The sequence below is a fragment of the Actinoplanes missouriensis 431 genome (assembly GCF_000284295.1).
Lineage (GTDB): Bacteria > Actinomycetota > Actinomycetes > Mycobacteriales > Micromonosporaceae > Actinoplanes > Actinoplanes missouriensis.
Genome location: NC_017093.1, coordinates 5473816 through 5486088, shown reverse-complemented (window position 1 = coordinate 5486088; position 12273 = coordinate 5473816). Strand labels below are relative to the sequence as shown.

14 protein-coding genes are annotated in these 12273 nt (G+C 72.4%); 6 read left to right on the top strand and 8 right to left on the bottom strand.

Going from position 1 to position 12273, the window contains the following annotated elements; genetic code table 11:
- The first annotated feature begins 36 nt into the window (after window positions 1-36).
- Both AMIS_RS25390 and AMIS_RS25385 read left to right on the top strand, forming a co-directional pair.
- Window positions 37-1155: an S-(hydroxymethyl)mycothiol dehydrogenase gene (locus tag AMIS_RS25390; protein ID WP_014445274.1), complete on the top strand. Its 1119-nt coding sequence runs from the start codon at window positions 37-39 to the stop codon at window positions 1153-1155.
- A complete protein-coding gene (locus tag AMIS_RS25385; protein WP_014445273.1) occupies window positions 1152-1763 on the top strand; it encodes an MBL fold metallo-hydrolase in 612 nt (203 codons plus the stop codon). Before AMIS_RS25390 ends, AMIS_RS25385 begins: the two co-directional genes overlap by 4 nt.
- A gap of 19 nt (window positions 1764-1782) precedes the next feature.
- Here AMIS_RS25385 and AMIS_RS25380 read toward each other — a convergent pair whose 3' ends face one another.
- The 6 genes from AMIS_RS25380 to AMIS_RS25360 form a co-directional block, all read right to left on the bottom strand.
- The gene (locus AMIS_RS25380) at window positions 1783-2250 is read right to left on the bottom strand and encodes a hypothetical protein (RefSeq protein ID WP_014445272.1); all 468 of its coding nucleotides are present in this window, start codon (window positions 2248-2250) and stop codon (window positions 1783-1785) included.
- 6 nt (window positions 2251-2256) lie between these two features.
- Window positions 2257-3222: a hypothetical protein gene (locus tag AMIS_RS25375; RefSeq protein WP_014445271.1), complete on the bottom strand. Its 966-nt coding sequence runs from the start codon at window positions 3220-3222 to the stop codon at window positions 2257-2259.
- A gap of 3 nt (window positions 3223-3225) precedes the next feature.
- Window positions 3226-4104, bottom strand: a complete 879-nt coding sequence (locus AMIS_RS25370; RefSeq protein ID WP_014445270.1) for a HesA/MoeB/ThiF family protein — start codon at window positions 4102-4104, stop codon at window positions 3226-3228.
- Window positions 4101-4544 carry a hypothetical protein gene (locus tag AMIS_RS25365; RefSeq protein WP_014445269.1) on the bottom strand — a complete coding sequence of 148 codons (444 nt, stop codon included), beginning with the start codon at window positions 4542-4544 and terminating at the stop codon, window positions 4101-4103. Before AMIS_RS25365 ends, AMIS_RS25370 begins: the two co-directional genes overlap by 4 nt.
- Window positions 4541-4711 (bottom strand): hypothetical protein, encoded by a 171-nt coding sequence (locus tag AMIS_RS42950; RefSeq protein WP_014445268.1) that lies wholly within the window; start codon window positions 4709-4711, stop codon window positions 4541-4543. The genes AMIS_RS25365 and AMIS_RS42950 overlap by 4 nt, the downstream gene beginning before the upstream one ends.
- A 159-nt stretch (window positions 4712-4870) precedes the next feature.
- The gene (locus AMIS_RS25360; RefSeq protein ID WP_014445267.1) at window positions 4871-6262 is read right to left on the bottom strand and encodes an NAD(P)/FAD-dependent oxidoreductase; all 1392 of its coding nucleotides are present in this window, start codon (window positions 6260-6262) and stop codon (window positions 4871-4873) included.
- A 75-nt stretch (window positions 6263-6337) separates the two neighbouring features.
- Between AMIS_RS25360 and AMIS_RS25355 the strand changes: the two genes are divergently transcribed.
- Window positions 6338-6991, top strand: a complete 654-nt coding sequence (locus AMIS_RS25355) for a TetR/AcrR family transcriptional regulator (protein WP_014445266.1) — start codon at window positions 6338-6340, stop codon at window positions 6989-6991.
- Between the two features lie 237 nt (window positions 6992-7228).
- On the opposite strand, the gene AMIS_RS25350 is transcribed toward AMIS_RS25355, so the two are convergent.
- Entirely contained in the window at window positions 7229-8059 is an 831-nt protein-coding gene (locus AMIS_RS25350; protein WP_014445265.1) for a MurR/RpiR family transcriptional regulator, read from the bottom strand.
- 155 nt (window positions 8060-8214) lie between these two features.
- Between AMIS_RS25350 and AMIS_RS25345 the strand changes: the two genes are divergently transcribed.
- Window positions 8215-9732 carry an aromatic amino acid lyase gene (locus tag AMIS_RS25345; protein WP_014445264.1) on the top strand — a complete coding sequence of 506 codons (1518 nt, stop codon included), beginning with the start codon at window positions 8215-8217 and terminating at the stop codon, window positions 9730-9732.
- A gap of 19 nt (window positions 9733-9751) precedes the next feature.
- Here the strand turns inward: AMIS_RS25345 and AMIS_RS25340 are convergent, their stop codons facing one another.
- The gene (locus AMIS_RS25340; protein WP_014445263.1) at window positions 9752-10741 is read right to left on the bottom strand and encodes a LacI family DNA-binding transcriptional regulator; all 990 of its coding nucleotides are present in this window, start codon (window positions 10739-10741) and stop codon (window positions 9752-9754) included.
- 72 nt (window positions 10742-10813) lie between these two features.
- Here AMIS_RS25340 and AMIS_RS25335 point away from each other — a divergent pair, with 72 nt between their 5' ends.
- Together AMIS_RS25335 and AMIS_RS25330 are read left to right on the top strand one after the other, a co-directional pair.
- A complete protein-coding gene (locus AMIS_RS25335) occupies window positions 10814-11734 on the top strand; it encodes an amidohydrolase family protein (protein ID WP_014445262.1) in 921 nt (306 codons plus the stop codon).
- Entirely contained in the window at window positions 11731-12264 is a 534-nt protein-coding gene (locus AMIS_RS25330) for a cysteine dioxygenase (RefSeq protein ID WP_014445261.1), read from the top strand. The genes AMIS_RS25335 and AMIS_RS25330 overlap by 4 nt, the downstream gene beginning before the upstream one ends.
- Window positions 12265-12273: the final 9 nt, after the last annotated feature.

Below are 12273 nucleotides of genomic sequence, written 5' to 3'. Positions count from 1 at the left end.
TGTGACGCACCGATGGAAGAAGGGAACCTCGCACCCATGCAGCAGGTGAAAGCGGTCATCGCACGGGCCAAGGGCGCTCCGGTCGAGCTCGTGACGATCAACGTTCCCGACCCCGGGCCCGGTGAGGCCGTGGTGAAGATCCAGTCGTGCGGGGTGTGTCACACCGACCTGCACTACCGCGAGGGCGGCATCAACGACGAGTTCCCGTTCCTGCTCGGTCACGAGGCGGCCGGGATCGTGGAGGCGGTCGGTGACGGTGTCACCGGTGTCGCGCCGGGCGACTTCGTGGTGCTGAACTGGCGTGCCGTCTGCGGTGAGTGCCGGGCCTGCAAGCGCGGTGACCTGCACTACTGCTTCAACACGCACAACGCGAAGCAGAAGATGACCCTCGAGGACGGCACCGAGCTGTCGCCGGCGCTGGGTATCGGCGCGTTCGCCGAGAAGACCCTGGTCGCGGCCGGCCAGTGCACGAAGGTCGACCCTTCCGCGCGGCCCGCCGCCGTCGGCCTGCTGGGCTGCGGCGTGATGGCCGGCATCGGCGCGGCGATCAACACCGGCGGGGTGACCCGCGGCAAGTCGGTCGCGGTGATCGGCTGCGGTGGCGTGGGTGTCGCGGCGGTCGCGGGCGCGGCCCTCGCGGGCGCCTCGCCGATCATCGCGGTGGACATCGACCCGGCGAAGCTGGAGGCGGCCCGCAAGCTGGGCGCCACGCACCTGGTGGACTCGTCGAAGACGGATCCGGTCGCCGAGATCAAACGGATCTGCGCCGAGACCTACCCGGGCGCCGAGGGCGCCGACGTGGTGATCGAGGCGGTCGGCCGGCCGGAGACGTGGAAGCAGGCGTTCTACGCCCGTGACCTCGCCGGTGTTCTGGTGCTGGTCGGGGTGCCGACGCCGGACATGAAGACGCCGGACCTGCCGCTGATCGACGTGTTCGGCCGCGGCGGCGCGCTCAAATCCTCCTGGTACGGCGACTGCCTGCCGTCCCGGGACTTCCCGATGCTCGTCGACCTGTACCGGCAGGGCCGTCTCGACCTGGACGCGTTCGTCACCGAGGAGGTCGGCATCGAGGACGTGGAGGCCGCGTTCGCGAAGATGCACGGTCCGGCTGCTGCGGGCGAGGCGCCGGTGCTGCGTTCGGTGGTCGTCCTGTGAGCACCCGGGTGGATCACGCCGTCGTCGCCGGCACGTTCAGCCTGGACGGGCAGACCTACGACGTCGACAACAACATCTGGGTGGTCGGTGACGACAACGACTGCGTGGTGATCGACGCCCCGCACGACGTCGACGCGATCCTGCGGGTGGTCGGCGGCCGGAAGATCGTGGCGATCGTCTGCACGCACGCGCACGACGACCACGTCCGGGTCGCGCCCGCCCTGCGCGAGCGCACCGGCGCGCCGATCTTCCTGCACCCGGCGGACCGGCCGCTGTGGGAACTCACCCACGGCACGGACGAGGTGTGGGACGCGGACCTGACCGACGGCGCGGAGATCGCGGTCGGCGGGACGACGCTGACCGTGCTGCACACGCCCGGTCACGCGCCGGGTGCGGTCTGCCTGTACGCGCCGGCGCTGGGCTGCGTCTTCACCGGTGACACCCTGTTCCAGGGGGGTCCGGGGGCGACCGGCCGGTCGTACTCGGACGCGGGTTTGATCGTCGAATCGATCAAGGCGAAGTTGCTCGCCCTGCCCGAGGAGACGGTCGTGCACACCGGCCACGGCGCCGACACCACGATCGCCGCCGAACGCGACGGCCTGGCCTGACCGGCGACGGGCGCCGGGTCTACGCCGCCGCGTAGACCTGGTACCCGTCGACGGTGCCGGTGTACGCGTAGCCGTGCGGCTCGATCCGCGCCTGCCCGCTGCCGTCGATCCGCATCAGCAGCGGCAGCAGGGCGATCGCGTTCTCCGGCAGGCTGATGTCGATCGGGACGTCGAACTGGACCAGGATCCAGCGGACCCGGCCGCCACCGGCACGGTCGGCGAGGACGATCGCGAGCAACGGGCGGGACGGGCCGGGTCTCTCGCGTACGAAGAGAAGGCGACCCGGCGGCGGAACGATCAGCTGGTCCATGATTCGCGCGGCGCCCGCCGCGGCCGGCGGCGAACGGCGTGCCGGCAGCGGCTCCTCCACCTGCGGGAACCGGCCGGCGCGGGGCGGGGAGTAGCGGTCGAGCAGCCGCTTGGTGATGTGGCTGAGGATCTGGGTCTGCCCCAGCATCCAGGTGAGGGCGATCAGGATGGGTTCCATCGCGGCTCAGCGCGCTCGCCGGGCGGCCTGGTCCAAGGCCTTCGCCAGGGACTGTACGGTCTCGGCCAGGTCCCGGCTCAGGTCGACGGCGGTCCGGGACAGCGGGACCGCGTCCAGCGTCAGCTCGGCCGATCCGGTGCGCAGGGTGATCGAGACAGCGGGCGAGGTCGGGTCACCCGGGGTGTGCATGACGACCGCCCGGCGTTCCGGATGCCGGGGCCAGGAGACCGTCCAGCTGCTGCCGGCCTTGTCGGCGTTGCGGACGAGCTCGGTGCCGGAGGTGTCCCGGAGCGCCTTGTCGATGGCCTCCGCCAGCGGATCGGCCGCTGGCTCCCCGCCGCGGAGGCCGGCCTCCGCCGCGGCGATGATGCGTTGCAGCGACGGGATCGACTCCACGGCCTGCAGTTCGGCGCCGCTGCGCAGCCGTCGCGGTGAGCCCGGGTCGGCCCGGGTGTACATGTCGAACAGCCCGGCGGCCAGCCCGCGCTCCTCGAAGCAGAGCCCGGCGATGAAGACGTCCTCGTTGTAGCGCCGGTCGGCGATCGTGGCGGCGTACCCCCGCACGTCGCCGTCGCTGAACTCGCGCAGCCGGTTCGGGTGGTGGCTGTGCCAGGTGCCGATGTGCTCCAGATCCGGTTCGACGGCCTCGAGCTTGCGGTACACGCTCTCCTGGAATCTGCCGTCGGGATGCAGGGAGGTGGCGCTCGCCTCGGCGCGCGGCCCGGAGCCGATGCTGCCGGCCACCAGGATCACCTCGTCCGCGGCCGCCCTGCGCCAGAACCCGGCGATCACCTCGCCGTACGGGGTGGCCGGCGCGGCGGACCCGCGGCGGATGCGGTAGCCGACGAGTTTGCCGCCGACCTCGACCGACGGGTTCTCCCGCACCAGGCGCGCGGACTCGACCAGCACGTCGCGATGAATGTAGACCCGGGCCGGGATGTCGCGCCCGGTGTTCTTCCGGCGGCCCAGCATGTCTCAGCCCTCCGTGGCCTTGTCCGTGACCTTGTCTGTGGCCCTGTCCGTGACCGTTTCCGTGGCGGCTTCGGTGATCGGCCCGCAGGACGGGCACTTGTCGATGGCGGGAAGCGTCAGGCGATGCGCCTCGGGCGCGAGGCCCGCGTCGTCGCGGATCCGCATCGAGATCCAGTTCGGGCTCTCGGCGCGCTGATCCCGGCTCAGCAGCTCGCTGATGGTCAGCCGGGCGTGCAGAGCGGCGATCATGGCGATGTCGCTCGACAGACCGGCGGCCGCGACGTCGCGCAGGTTGTGCCCGTAATGCGTCTCGGCCTCCTCCTCGGTGATCGGCAGCTCGTCGTCGTCCGGCAGATGCCCGAGACCCTCCGCGACCGTCTCCATGCAGGCGTAGCAGCCGGTGACCCCGGGCCGGTACGCGAGGACCGTCCCGCCGATGCCGCCCCGGTGCACCAGCCCGACCGTCATCGGGGTCGCGTGCCGCACGCACTGGTCGTTGAGGAAGTGCCGGACCGGGTTGGAGTCGGTCGCCGAGACCACCATGGCGGCCCCGCCGATCAGCTCGGCCAGCTCCGGCTCCGGCAGCCGGAGCACGTCCGCCTCGACCGTCGCGCAGCGCACCCCGGGATTGCGGTCGAGCAGCCAGCGGCGGGCGATCGCGGTCTTCGGCCGGCCGAGCTCGGCCCGGAGCGCGGGGTGTTTGACGAGGTTGGGCTCGTCGAGCGTGTCCGGGTCGACGAGCGTGAAGTTCGCCCAGCCGGACATCGCGAGGTGCTGGAGCACCGGGAAGCCGCCGGAGCCGACGCCGACCACGACGATGTGATCCGCCGCGTTCCGGTTCGCCAGCAGGTAATCGATCCGCGAAGTGTCGACCTGGCTCAATGTGCCTGCCCCTTACCGGGCCAGAGGTTCGTGAAGATGTACACGTCGTGCTTGTGTATCCAGGTGAACGCCTTGCCGACGGCGTACGCCAGGGTGTGGCGCGGACTCCACTGCCCGGGCCGCCACAGGCAGAGCTCGCTGCCCTCGTACGTGTGCATGCTGCCCGGATTCCAGCCGACCGCGTACGCTCGCGGGCCGTCGTACGGGTACGTCCCGGGCACGTCGATCCGGAAGTCCCGGATGTACCCGGAGGCGGTCCGCACCGATCCGCCGATCCCGGAGATGATGCCGTTGTACTGCCGGACGGCCACCGTGGACCAGGCGGTGTTCAGCTTGGTCAGCTCGATCTGGTGGCGATGCCAGACGGAGAGGGTCCGCTCGGTCATCGTGAACTCCGGCGAGTTGCTGATCTGCAGCCACTGCTCCCAGGGCGCGGTCATGCGTATTCGCCGTACGGGTCGTGCAGGACGGTGCTCTTCTGCGCCAGCGGCGAATGCGCCTTGCTCATCTTCAGCGAGCCGTCGCTGTTGAGCTCGATGACCTGAGCACCGGAGGTCTGCTGCTGGAGAACCTGTTCCGCGCGCCGGCGCGCCTCTTGCGGAGTCATATGGGCCCGCCCTTCGTGACGAGACCCACAGGCTACTGATGATCACTATCGATCGGTACGCGCCGGACGGCCGGGAACCGGCGGGATGATCAGGGCCGGGGGACGCCGATCTACGTGTGGGAACGCGACGATCGGCCTCCCCCGTACGGGTGGCGGCGGTCAGCTGTCGAAGCCGAAACCGACCGCGTCCATCGCCTTCAGCCACAGGTTGCGGCGGCCGCCGTTCGCGTCCGCGTGGGCGAGCGACCGCCGGGTCAGTTCCACCCCGGCCCAGCGCACCGGCTCCGGCGGGAACGGCAGCGGCTTCGAGCGGACCATCCGGGTCCGGGTGCGGGCCGTCCGGGCGCCGGACAGCAGGTCCAGCATCACGTCCGCGCCGAACCGGGTGGCCGCGACGCCCAGACCCGTGTACCCGGCCGCGTAGGCGACCCGGCCGCCGTACGCCGCTCCGAAGAACGCCGAGAACCGCGTGCAGGTGTCGATCGCCCCGCCCCACGCGTGGCTGAACCGCAGCCCCTCGAGCTGCGGGAACGTGTCGAAGAAGTGGTCCGACAGCCGGTGGTACGTCTCCTGCCGGTGCTCGTGCGACGGGTCCAGCTTGCCGCCGAAGTGGTAGATCGCGTCGTAGCCGCCCCAGAGGATGCGGTTGTCGGCGGTCTGCCGGAAGTAGTGGAACTGGTTGCCGGAGTCGGACAGCCCCTGCCGGCTGCGCCAGCCGACCGACGCCATCTGCGCGGCGGTGAGCGGCTCGGTCATCAGCGCGTAGTCGTACACCGGGATGGTGTAGAGCCGGGTGCGCCTCACCAGCGACGGGAAGACGTTGGTGCCGAGCGCGACGTGCCGGGCGCGGACCCGGCCGAGCGGCGTGCGGACCGCCATGCCGGCGCCGTCGCGAGCCATCTCGGTCGCGAACGTGCCCTCGAAGATGCGCACGCCGAGCCGCTCGGCCACCTCGGCGAGGCCCCAGGCGAGCTTCGCCGGGTTGACCATCGCGGTGCCGCGCCTGTCGTACGCCCCGGCCAGGAACCGCGGCGACGCCACCTCGGCCTGCACCGCCTCGTGGTCCAGGAACTCGACGCCGACGCCGTGACCCCGCGCCAGCTCGACGCCCTGGCGCAGCGCCTCGACCTCGTGCGGCGCGGTCGCCACGTCCAGGGCGCCGGTCCGTTCCCATTCGCAGTCGATGCCGTACCGGTTGATGGTGTCCTCGATGCCCTGGAGGTTCTCCAGGCCGAGCCGTTCCAGCTCGGCGATCTCCTCCGGCCAGCGGCTGTAGCCGTTCGCGAAGCCGTGGGTGAGGCTCGCCGCCACGAATCCGCCGTTGCGCCCGGACGCCGCGTGCCCGATCCGGCCGCCCTCGATCAGGACGACGTCACGCTCCGGGTTCCGCTCCTTCGCGATGATCGCGGTCCACAACCCGGTGTAGCCGCCACCGACGACGACGAGGTCCGTGGAGAGCTCACCGGTGAGCGGTCCGCGCACGGCGGGCCGTCCGGGGTCCGCCAGCCAATAGGTGGAGTAACTCACGTCGCTCAATGACTGTCGGTTCATGGGTTGCACCTCGGTGCGCAAGTTGGGGGGAGCACTAACATTGGTCGGTTGCCCGAGCCGAAGACTGGAGAGAAATTGCGAGCCCGAGTCGCGCTGACCCCGGAGCTGATCGTTGACGCGGCGAGCCGGCTGGCGGAGAACGCCGGCGCCGACGCGCTCAGCATCCGGGCCCTCGGTAAGGAACTGGGGGTTGATCCGACCGCGGTCTACCGGCATTTCCGGGACCGGGATCAGATCGTGCTGGAGGTCGCGGACCGCCTGCTCAGCGGCATCGTCGACGGTCTCCCGGCGGACCTGGCGTGGCGCGCCCGGCTCGAGTGGCTGGCCCAGGAGGTGGTCCGGTCGTTCGTGGCGCACCCGGCGATCGCCCCGATCCTGGCGCTGCGGACGACCCGCCGCCAGGGCGAGTTCCGCCTGGCCGAGGCGATCCTCGGAGCGCTCCGCGACGCGGGACTCTCCGACGAGCGCGCGGCCGTGCAGCACCGCGTCTTCGACGACACCGTGATGTCCTACGCCGCGATGATCAGCGCCTACACCGCGATGGACGAGTCGAGCCGGGAGGGCGACGAGTCGGCGTGGTCCCGCGAGTACCGCGCGCTGCCGGTCCGCCGTTACCCCAACATCGCCGCGGTGGCGCAGCACTTCTCCGGCATCGAGGACGAAACGGTCCTCCAGGAGCTGGTGGGCGCCCTCCTCGATCGCGTCGAGAAGCTCGCCGCCGCCGAGTAACCCCGCGCTGCCGGCACGCACCGTTCCGCCGCCCGCGTCACGCAGGGCGTGGACAGCGGTCGAGCCGGCCGGCTCGCACTCACCGACCACGACGCCGGAAGGCATGAGACACCCCGTTCTCCGGCCGCGCCACTCGCGGCCGCGCCCCAAGCATCGCAGTTGTCAGCGGTGTTGACAACACCAATTAACCAGGTCGTTCGGGTACGGGGGGAGAGCGCGCGCCCGGAGAATCCGGTGTCAGGCGGGGTGGATCCCATCGTCGGCCAGCGATTCGTGCGCCTCCAGGCGCTCCCGGGTCCGCTGCGGATCAGTGGCCGCGATCGCGTCCAGGAGGCTGACCGACAGCACCACCGCGGCGGCGTGCGAGTCGGCGACCAGCCCGGTGGCGACCGGGGCGGCCAGCAGCACGTCGGCCTCGGCGGCGAACGGGACCAGCGCGGTGTCGGCGACCACGACCGTGGACATGCCGAGGCGGCGGGACAGCCGGAGCGCGGCGACCGTGGCGGCCGGGTACCGGGGCATCGCGAAGGCGAGCATCGCGGTCGCGTCCCGCCGGCTCAGCTGCACGACGGTGTCGGACACCGTGGCCCCGTTGGTGCACACCTCCACGGACGGCAGGATCCGCCGCGCGAAGTAGCCGAAATAGTCGGCCAGGGCGGCCGACGCGCGCAGTCCGATCACCCCGAGCGGCGTGGACCCGGCGAGAAGGCGTACCGCGTCGGTCATGGCGTCCCCGGTGACCACCCGGCGCAGGCCCGCCAGGTTCTCCCGTTCCCGCTCGATCGTCGCGGCGCCGGCGTCCAGGCGCTCCGGCGCCCGCTGTGACGGCACCCCGGAGATCACCGCCTCGCGCAGCGCGGCCCGGAACTCGCCGAACCCGGCGAAGCCCAGCGCCGTGGCGAGCCGGGTCACGGTCGGCTGGCTGACGCCGGTCAGTTCGGCGATCTCGATCGTCGACAGGAACGCCACCTCGGGGAACATCCGGAGCATCCGCTGCACGATCTGCCGCTGGGCAGGGGAGAGGCGGTGCTGCCGCGCGCGATCGACCAGCCAGTCCTCAGGCGCCATGACCGAATATCCTAAAACACAAATCCTATAGGGTGTATGTGTTGATTCAGCATGTCGAGAGGACGTCTCCCCGTGACCGAGGTCCGCACCGCAGCGATGACCGCCGTCGGCGCGAAGCACCTCGCCACCGGCGCCGGCACGATGCTGAAGTACCGATGACCGCCTCCGCTGCCGAGCGGGTGATGATCAGCTCCCCGGCGGACCTCGGCCCGGACCTGATCGCCGCGGTCGCGGGCGGGACGGTCCGTGCCGGCCTCGCCCCCGGGCTTCTCGCCGCCCTCGCGGAGAACCGTGCGGCGGTGCTCGCCGCCCTCGACGGGGATCAGCCCGTCTACGGGGTCAACACCGGGATGGGCGCGCTCGCCGGTGTGCGGCTCGACGCCGGCGCCCAGACCCGCCATCAGAACACCCTGATGGCGGGACGCTCGGTCGGCTCGGCGCCGTGGCTGAGCCGGGCGCGGGCGCGCGCGCTTCTCGCCGTACGCCTGCGGGATCTCCTGCATCCGGCCGCCGGCGCCTCACCGGAGCTGTGCTCGAACGTGGCCGCGCTGCTCGACGCCGACGTGATCCCGGCGATCCCGGCGCGCGGCTCCGGCGCCGCCGGCGAGATCATCCCCCTCGCCCACGCCGGCGCCGCCCTGATCGGCATCGGACAAGTGCTGGACGAGGCGGGGCGGGCCGCCGACGCCGGGCCGGCGCTGGAGACCGCCGGGCTGCGACCGTATTCGTTCGGCGCCAAGGAGGGCGTCGCGTTCCTCGAGGGCGTTCCCGGCCTGACCGGGCTGGCGGTGCTGTCGGCGCGGGCGGCGCGCACGCTGATCGACCAGGTCACCGCGGTGGTGGCGGCCGAGCACGTGGTGGCGCGCGCGAGCCGCGACCCGTGGCACCCGGCGTTCGCGGCGGCCGACCCGGAGCTGAGGTCCGTCCTCGACACCCTGCGCGGACCGGGCGGGCCGGCGGTGCCCGGCGCGTTGCAGGCGCCGGTGTCGTTCCGGGTGAGCGCGCCCGCCCTGGCCGTCGCCCTGCGCGCGGCCGGGGAACTGGAGGCGGCGATCGGCCGGGCGCTCGATGGGGTCACCGACTCGCCGGCGTTCCTGGAGGGGCGATTCGTCGGGAGCGCCGGTTTCGCCGGGACGGATCTCGTGGCCGCGGCGGGAACGCTCACGGCCGCTTTGGTTCACCTCGCCGAGCTGGGGGTGGCCCGCCTGCACCGCCTGCTGGACGCCGACGTCACCGGGCTGACGCGGCAGCTTTCGGACACGCCCGGCGTGCACGCCGGGATGGTCGCGGTGCACAAACGGGCGGCGGGGGTGGCGCATCGGCTGCGGCGGTTCGCGGGCGCCGCGCTGATCGGGCCGGTGGAGACGTCGGCGGGTCAGGAGGATGTGCAGAGCTTCGGCTTCGAGGCGGCGGAGTGCCTGGACGAGGTGATCAGCGGTCTGCGCGACGTGCTGGCCTGCGAGATCCTGGCGTTGCACCAGGCGTCGCTGCTCGGCGCGTCCGCCGCGGCGCCGGCGGCCGGGATCACCGGACTGACCGGGGACGCCGGACTGGCTGAGTTCGCCGGGGTCGCGGGGCTGGCCGGGCTTGCCGGCAGGCTGCCGGCAAGCACGCGGGATCGGCCGTTCGGCCGCGACCTCGACGTGATCATCCAGATCTTGGAAACCGGCTAGAGAGCGGCGCAGCTGCCGGTCAGCGAGGGCTCGCCGTGGAGCCGCGGACCACCAGGACCGGGCGGAACGTCGGCGCGCCCGGTGCCTCGTCCCGCAGCAGGCCGACCAGCTGGCCCACCGCCGCGTCCACGATCGCGTCCTCGTCCCAGGCCATCGTGGTCAACCCGGGATCGACCAGACCGGCCAGCTGGTGGTCGTCGTAGCCGATCACCGACAGCTCGTCCGGGATCCGGACGCCGACGTCGCGGGCCGCCCGGTACGCCGCGAACGCCAGCGAGTCGCTCAGGCAGAACACCGCTGTCGGGCGGGCCGGATCGGACAGCAGCGCGGCGGCGACGGCCACCGCCTCGGCGGTCGCGGCAGGCGCGGCGACGGCGACCAGGTCCAGTCCGAGCCGGCCCGCCACCTCGACGGCCAGGACCTCGGCCGGGCGGCCCGGAGTGGACGTCAGCGCGGGAGCGAGCAGGCCGACGCGGCGATGGCCGAACGAGGCGAGATGGGCGAGGGCGGTGTGCACCCCGTACCGGTTGTCGAACAGCACGCTGCCGGTGCCGGGACGGCTGGTCAGCGCGTCACCGATCGCGACGACCGCCACCGCCGGGTCGAGCAGCCGCCAGTACGCCGCGGACGGGTCGACGGGTGAGACCACGGCGCCGTCGACGCGCTGCGCGACGAACTGCTCGACGATCGTGCGTTCCTGCGACGGGTCGGCGTCGGCGTCGGCGATCATCGCGTACCGGCCGTGCCGGCGCAGCGCCTGCGTCAGCATCACCGACAGGTCCTGCTGCCACAGGTCGCGCAGCGAGCCGCTGACGCCGACCGAACCGGTGCGGCCGCTGGCCAGGGCGCGGGCGATCGGGTCCACGGTGTATCCGAGCTCGTCGGCGAGCTGCCGGACCCGCAGGATGGTGGCGGGGGAGCCGCGGACACCGCGCAGCGCGTACGACGTGGCGGCGAGCGAGAGACCGGCGGCGTCCGCCAGGTCCTGCAGGGTACGTCGCCGTGACATCGACAGAGAGTAACACCGCTCGTTGTCCGAGATCACGTTGCTTTACCGGGGCGGAAGCGCTTCACTTCTTCCATGAGTGAAGCGCTTCCCCCACACGGTGGGATCGACTGCCATCAGCACCTGTGGCCGTCCCGCTTCCTCGACGCGCTCCGGCGCCGCGACACCTACCCCTATCTACGGGAGTGGACGCTGCACCTGGCGGGCGAGGACCCGTACCCCATCGATCCGGACGACCACGACGTGAGCGCGCGGCGCGCGATCGAGCTCGCGGAGGGCAGGGAACTCGCGCTGGTGTCGCTGTCGAGCCCGCTCGGCATCGAGCATCTGCCGGCCGGTGAGGGCGCCGAGCTGATCGACGTCTGGCACGAGAGCGCCCTCGAGCTGCCCGACCCGTTCCGGGTGTGGGCCGCCGCCTCGGTCACCGACATCCGGCCCGGCCCGCTCGCGAAGATCCTTGCCGAGCAGCGGGTGGTGGGCCTGCAGCTGCCCGCGACCGCGTTCACCGACCCGGCCGCGATCGCCCGGCTGCGGCCGCTGCTCGCCGAGCTCGAGGCCACCGGAAAACCGCTGCTCGTGCACCCCGGCCCGGCACCCGCCTGCCCGCCGGACCTGCCGTCGTGGTGGCCGGCGCTGGTGCCCTACGTCGCCCAGCTGCACCAGGCCTGGCTGGCCTGGCACGTCTGCGGCCGGGAGCAGCATCCGGCGCTGCGGATCGCCTTCGTCGCCCTCGCCGGGCTGGCGCCGCTGCACCACGAACGCCTCGCCGCCCGCGGTGGAGCGCTCGGGGCCGTCGATCCGTACGTCTACTACGAGACCTCCTCCTACGGCATCCGCGCGATCGACGCGATGGTCCGGGTGGTCGGCGTCGACGGGATCGTGAACGGGTCCGACCGGCCCTACGCGCGGTCCGGCGACCCAGGTCTCGGCGACGCGTTCCGGCACGCCATGTTCCGCACCAATCCCCGCCACCTGCTCACCGGAGAACCACGATGACGATCGACACCGTCGCGGTCACCGACCCGGCCGACCTGCCCGACCTGCCCGGCCGCGTCCTCACCCCCCAGGAGCTGCGGCTCTGGGTGACCGAGCTGGCCGCCCGGACGGCGCTGTGGGAGCCACTCGTCCGGCACGACACCGGGAAACGGCACTACGCGTCGCTGTACCGGGACGGCGACATCGACGTCTGGGTGCTCTGCTGGAACGTGGCCGACGACACCGGCTGGCACGATCACGACACCTCCTCGGGCGCGGTGGCGGTGACGCGGGGCGCGGTCAGCGAGGCCAACCCACGGATGGGCGGGGAACCGGTCACGCGGGTGGTGCCGGCGGGGCGGGCGTTCGCGTTCGGGCCGGACCACATCCACCGGATGGCGGGCGCTGTCGACGGGTCGGTGTCGATTCATGCGTATTCGCCGCCGCTGTGGCGGATGGGGCAGTATTCGATCAGCCCGGCGGGGGTGCTGCGCCGGCATGCCGTTTCGTACGCCGACGAGTTGCGGCCGCTGGACGCCCCGGTTCCGTAGGGCCGCCGC

Bases quoted from the DNA above. Each gene is read 5' to 3' on its own strand.
- AMIS_RS25340 (WP_014445263.1), bottom strand. From the start codon at position 10,741: ATGTCACGGCGACGTACCCTGCAGGACCTGGCGGACGCCGCCGGTCTC.
- AMIS_RS25375 (WP_014445271.1), bottom strand. From the start codon at position 3,222: ATGCTGGGCCGCCGGAAGAACACCGGGCGCGACATCCCGGCCCGGGTC.
- AMIS_RS25365 (WP_014445269.1), bottom strand. From the start codon at position 4,544: ATGACCGCGCCCTGGGAGCAGTGGCTGCAGATCAGCAACTCGCCGGAG.
- AMIS_RS25360 (WP_014445267.1), bottom strand. From the start codon at position 6,262: ATGAACCGACAGTCATTGAGCGACGTGAGTTACTCCACCTATTGGCTG.
- AMIS_RS25390 (WP_014445274.1), top strand. From the start codon at position 37: ATGCAGCAGGTGAAAGCGGTCATCGCACGGGCCAAGGGCGCTCCGGTC.
- AMIS_RS42950 (WP_014445268.1), bottom strand. From the start codon at position 4,711: ATGACTCCGCAAGAGGCGCGCCGGCGCGCGGAACAGGTTCTCCAGCAG.
- AMIS_RS25345 (WP_014445264.1), top strand. From the start codon at position 8,215: ATGACCGCCTCCGCTGCCGAGCGGGTGATGATCAGCTCCCCGGCGGAC.
- AMIS_RS25380 (WP_014445272.1), bottom strand. From the start codon at position 2,250: ATGGAACCCATCCTGATCGCCCTCACCTGGATGCTGGGGCAGACCCAG.
- AMIS_RS25330 (WP_014445261.1), top strand. From the start codon at position 11,731: ATGACGATCGACACCGTCGCGGTCACCGACCCGGCCGACCTGCCCGAC.
- AMIS_RS25335 (WP_014445262.1), top strand. From the start codon at position 10,814: ATGAGTGAAGCGCTTCCCCCACACGGTGGGATCGACTGCCATCAGCAC.
- AMIS_RS25350 (WP_014445265.1), bottom strand. From the start codon at position 8,059: ATGGCGCCTGAGGACTGGCTGGTCGATCGCGCGCGGCAGCACCGCCTC.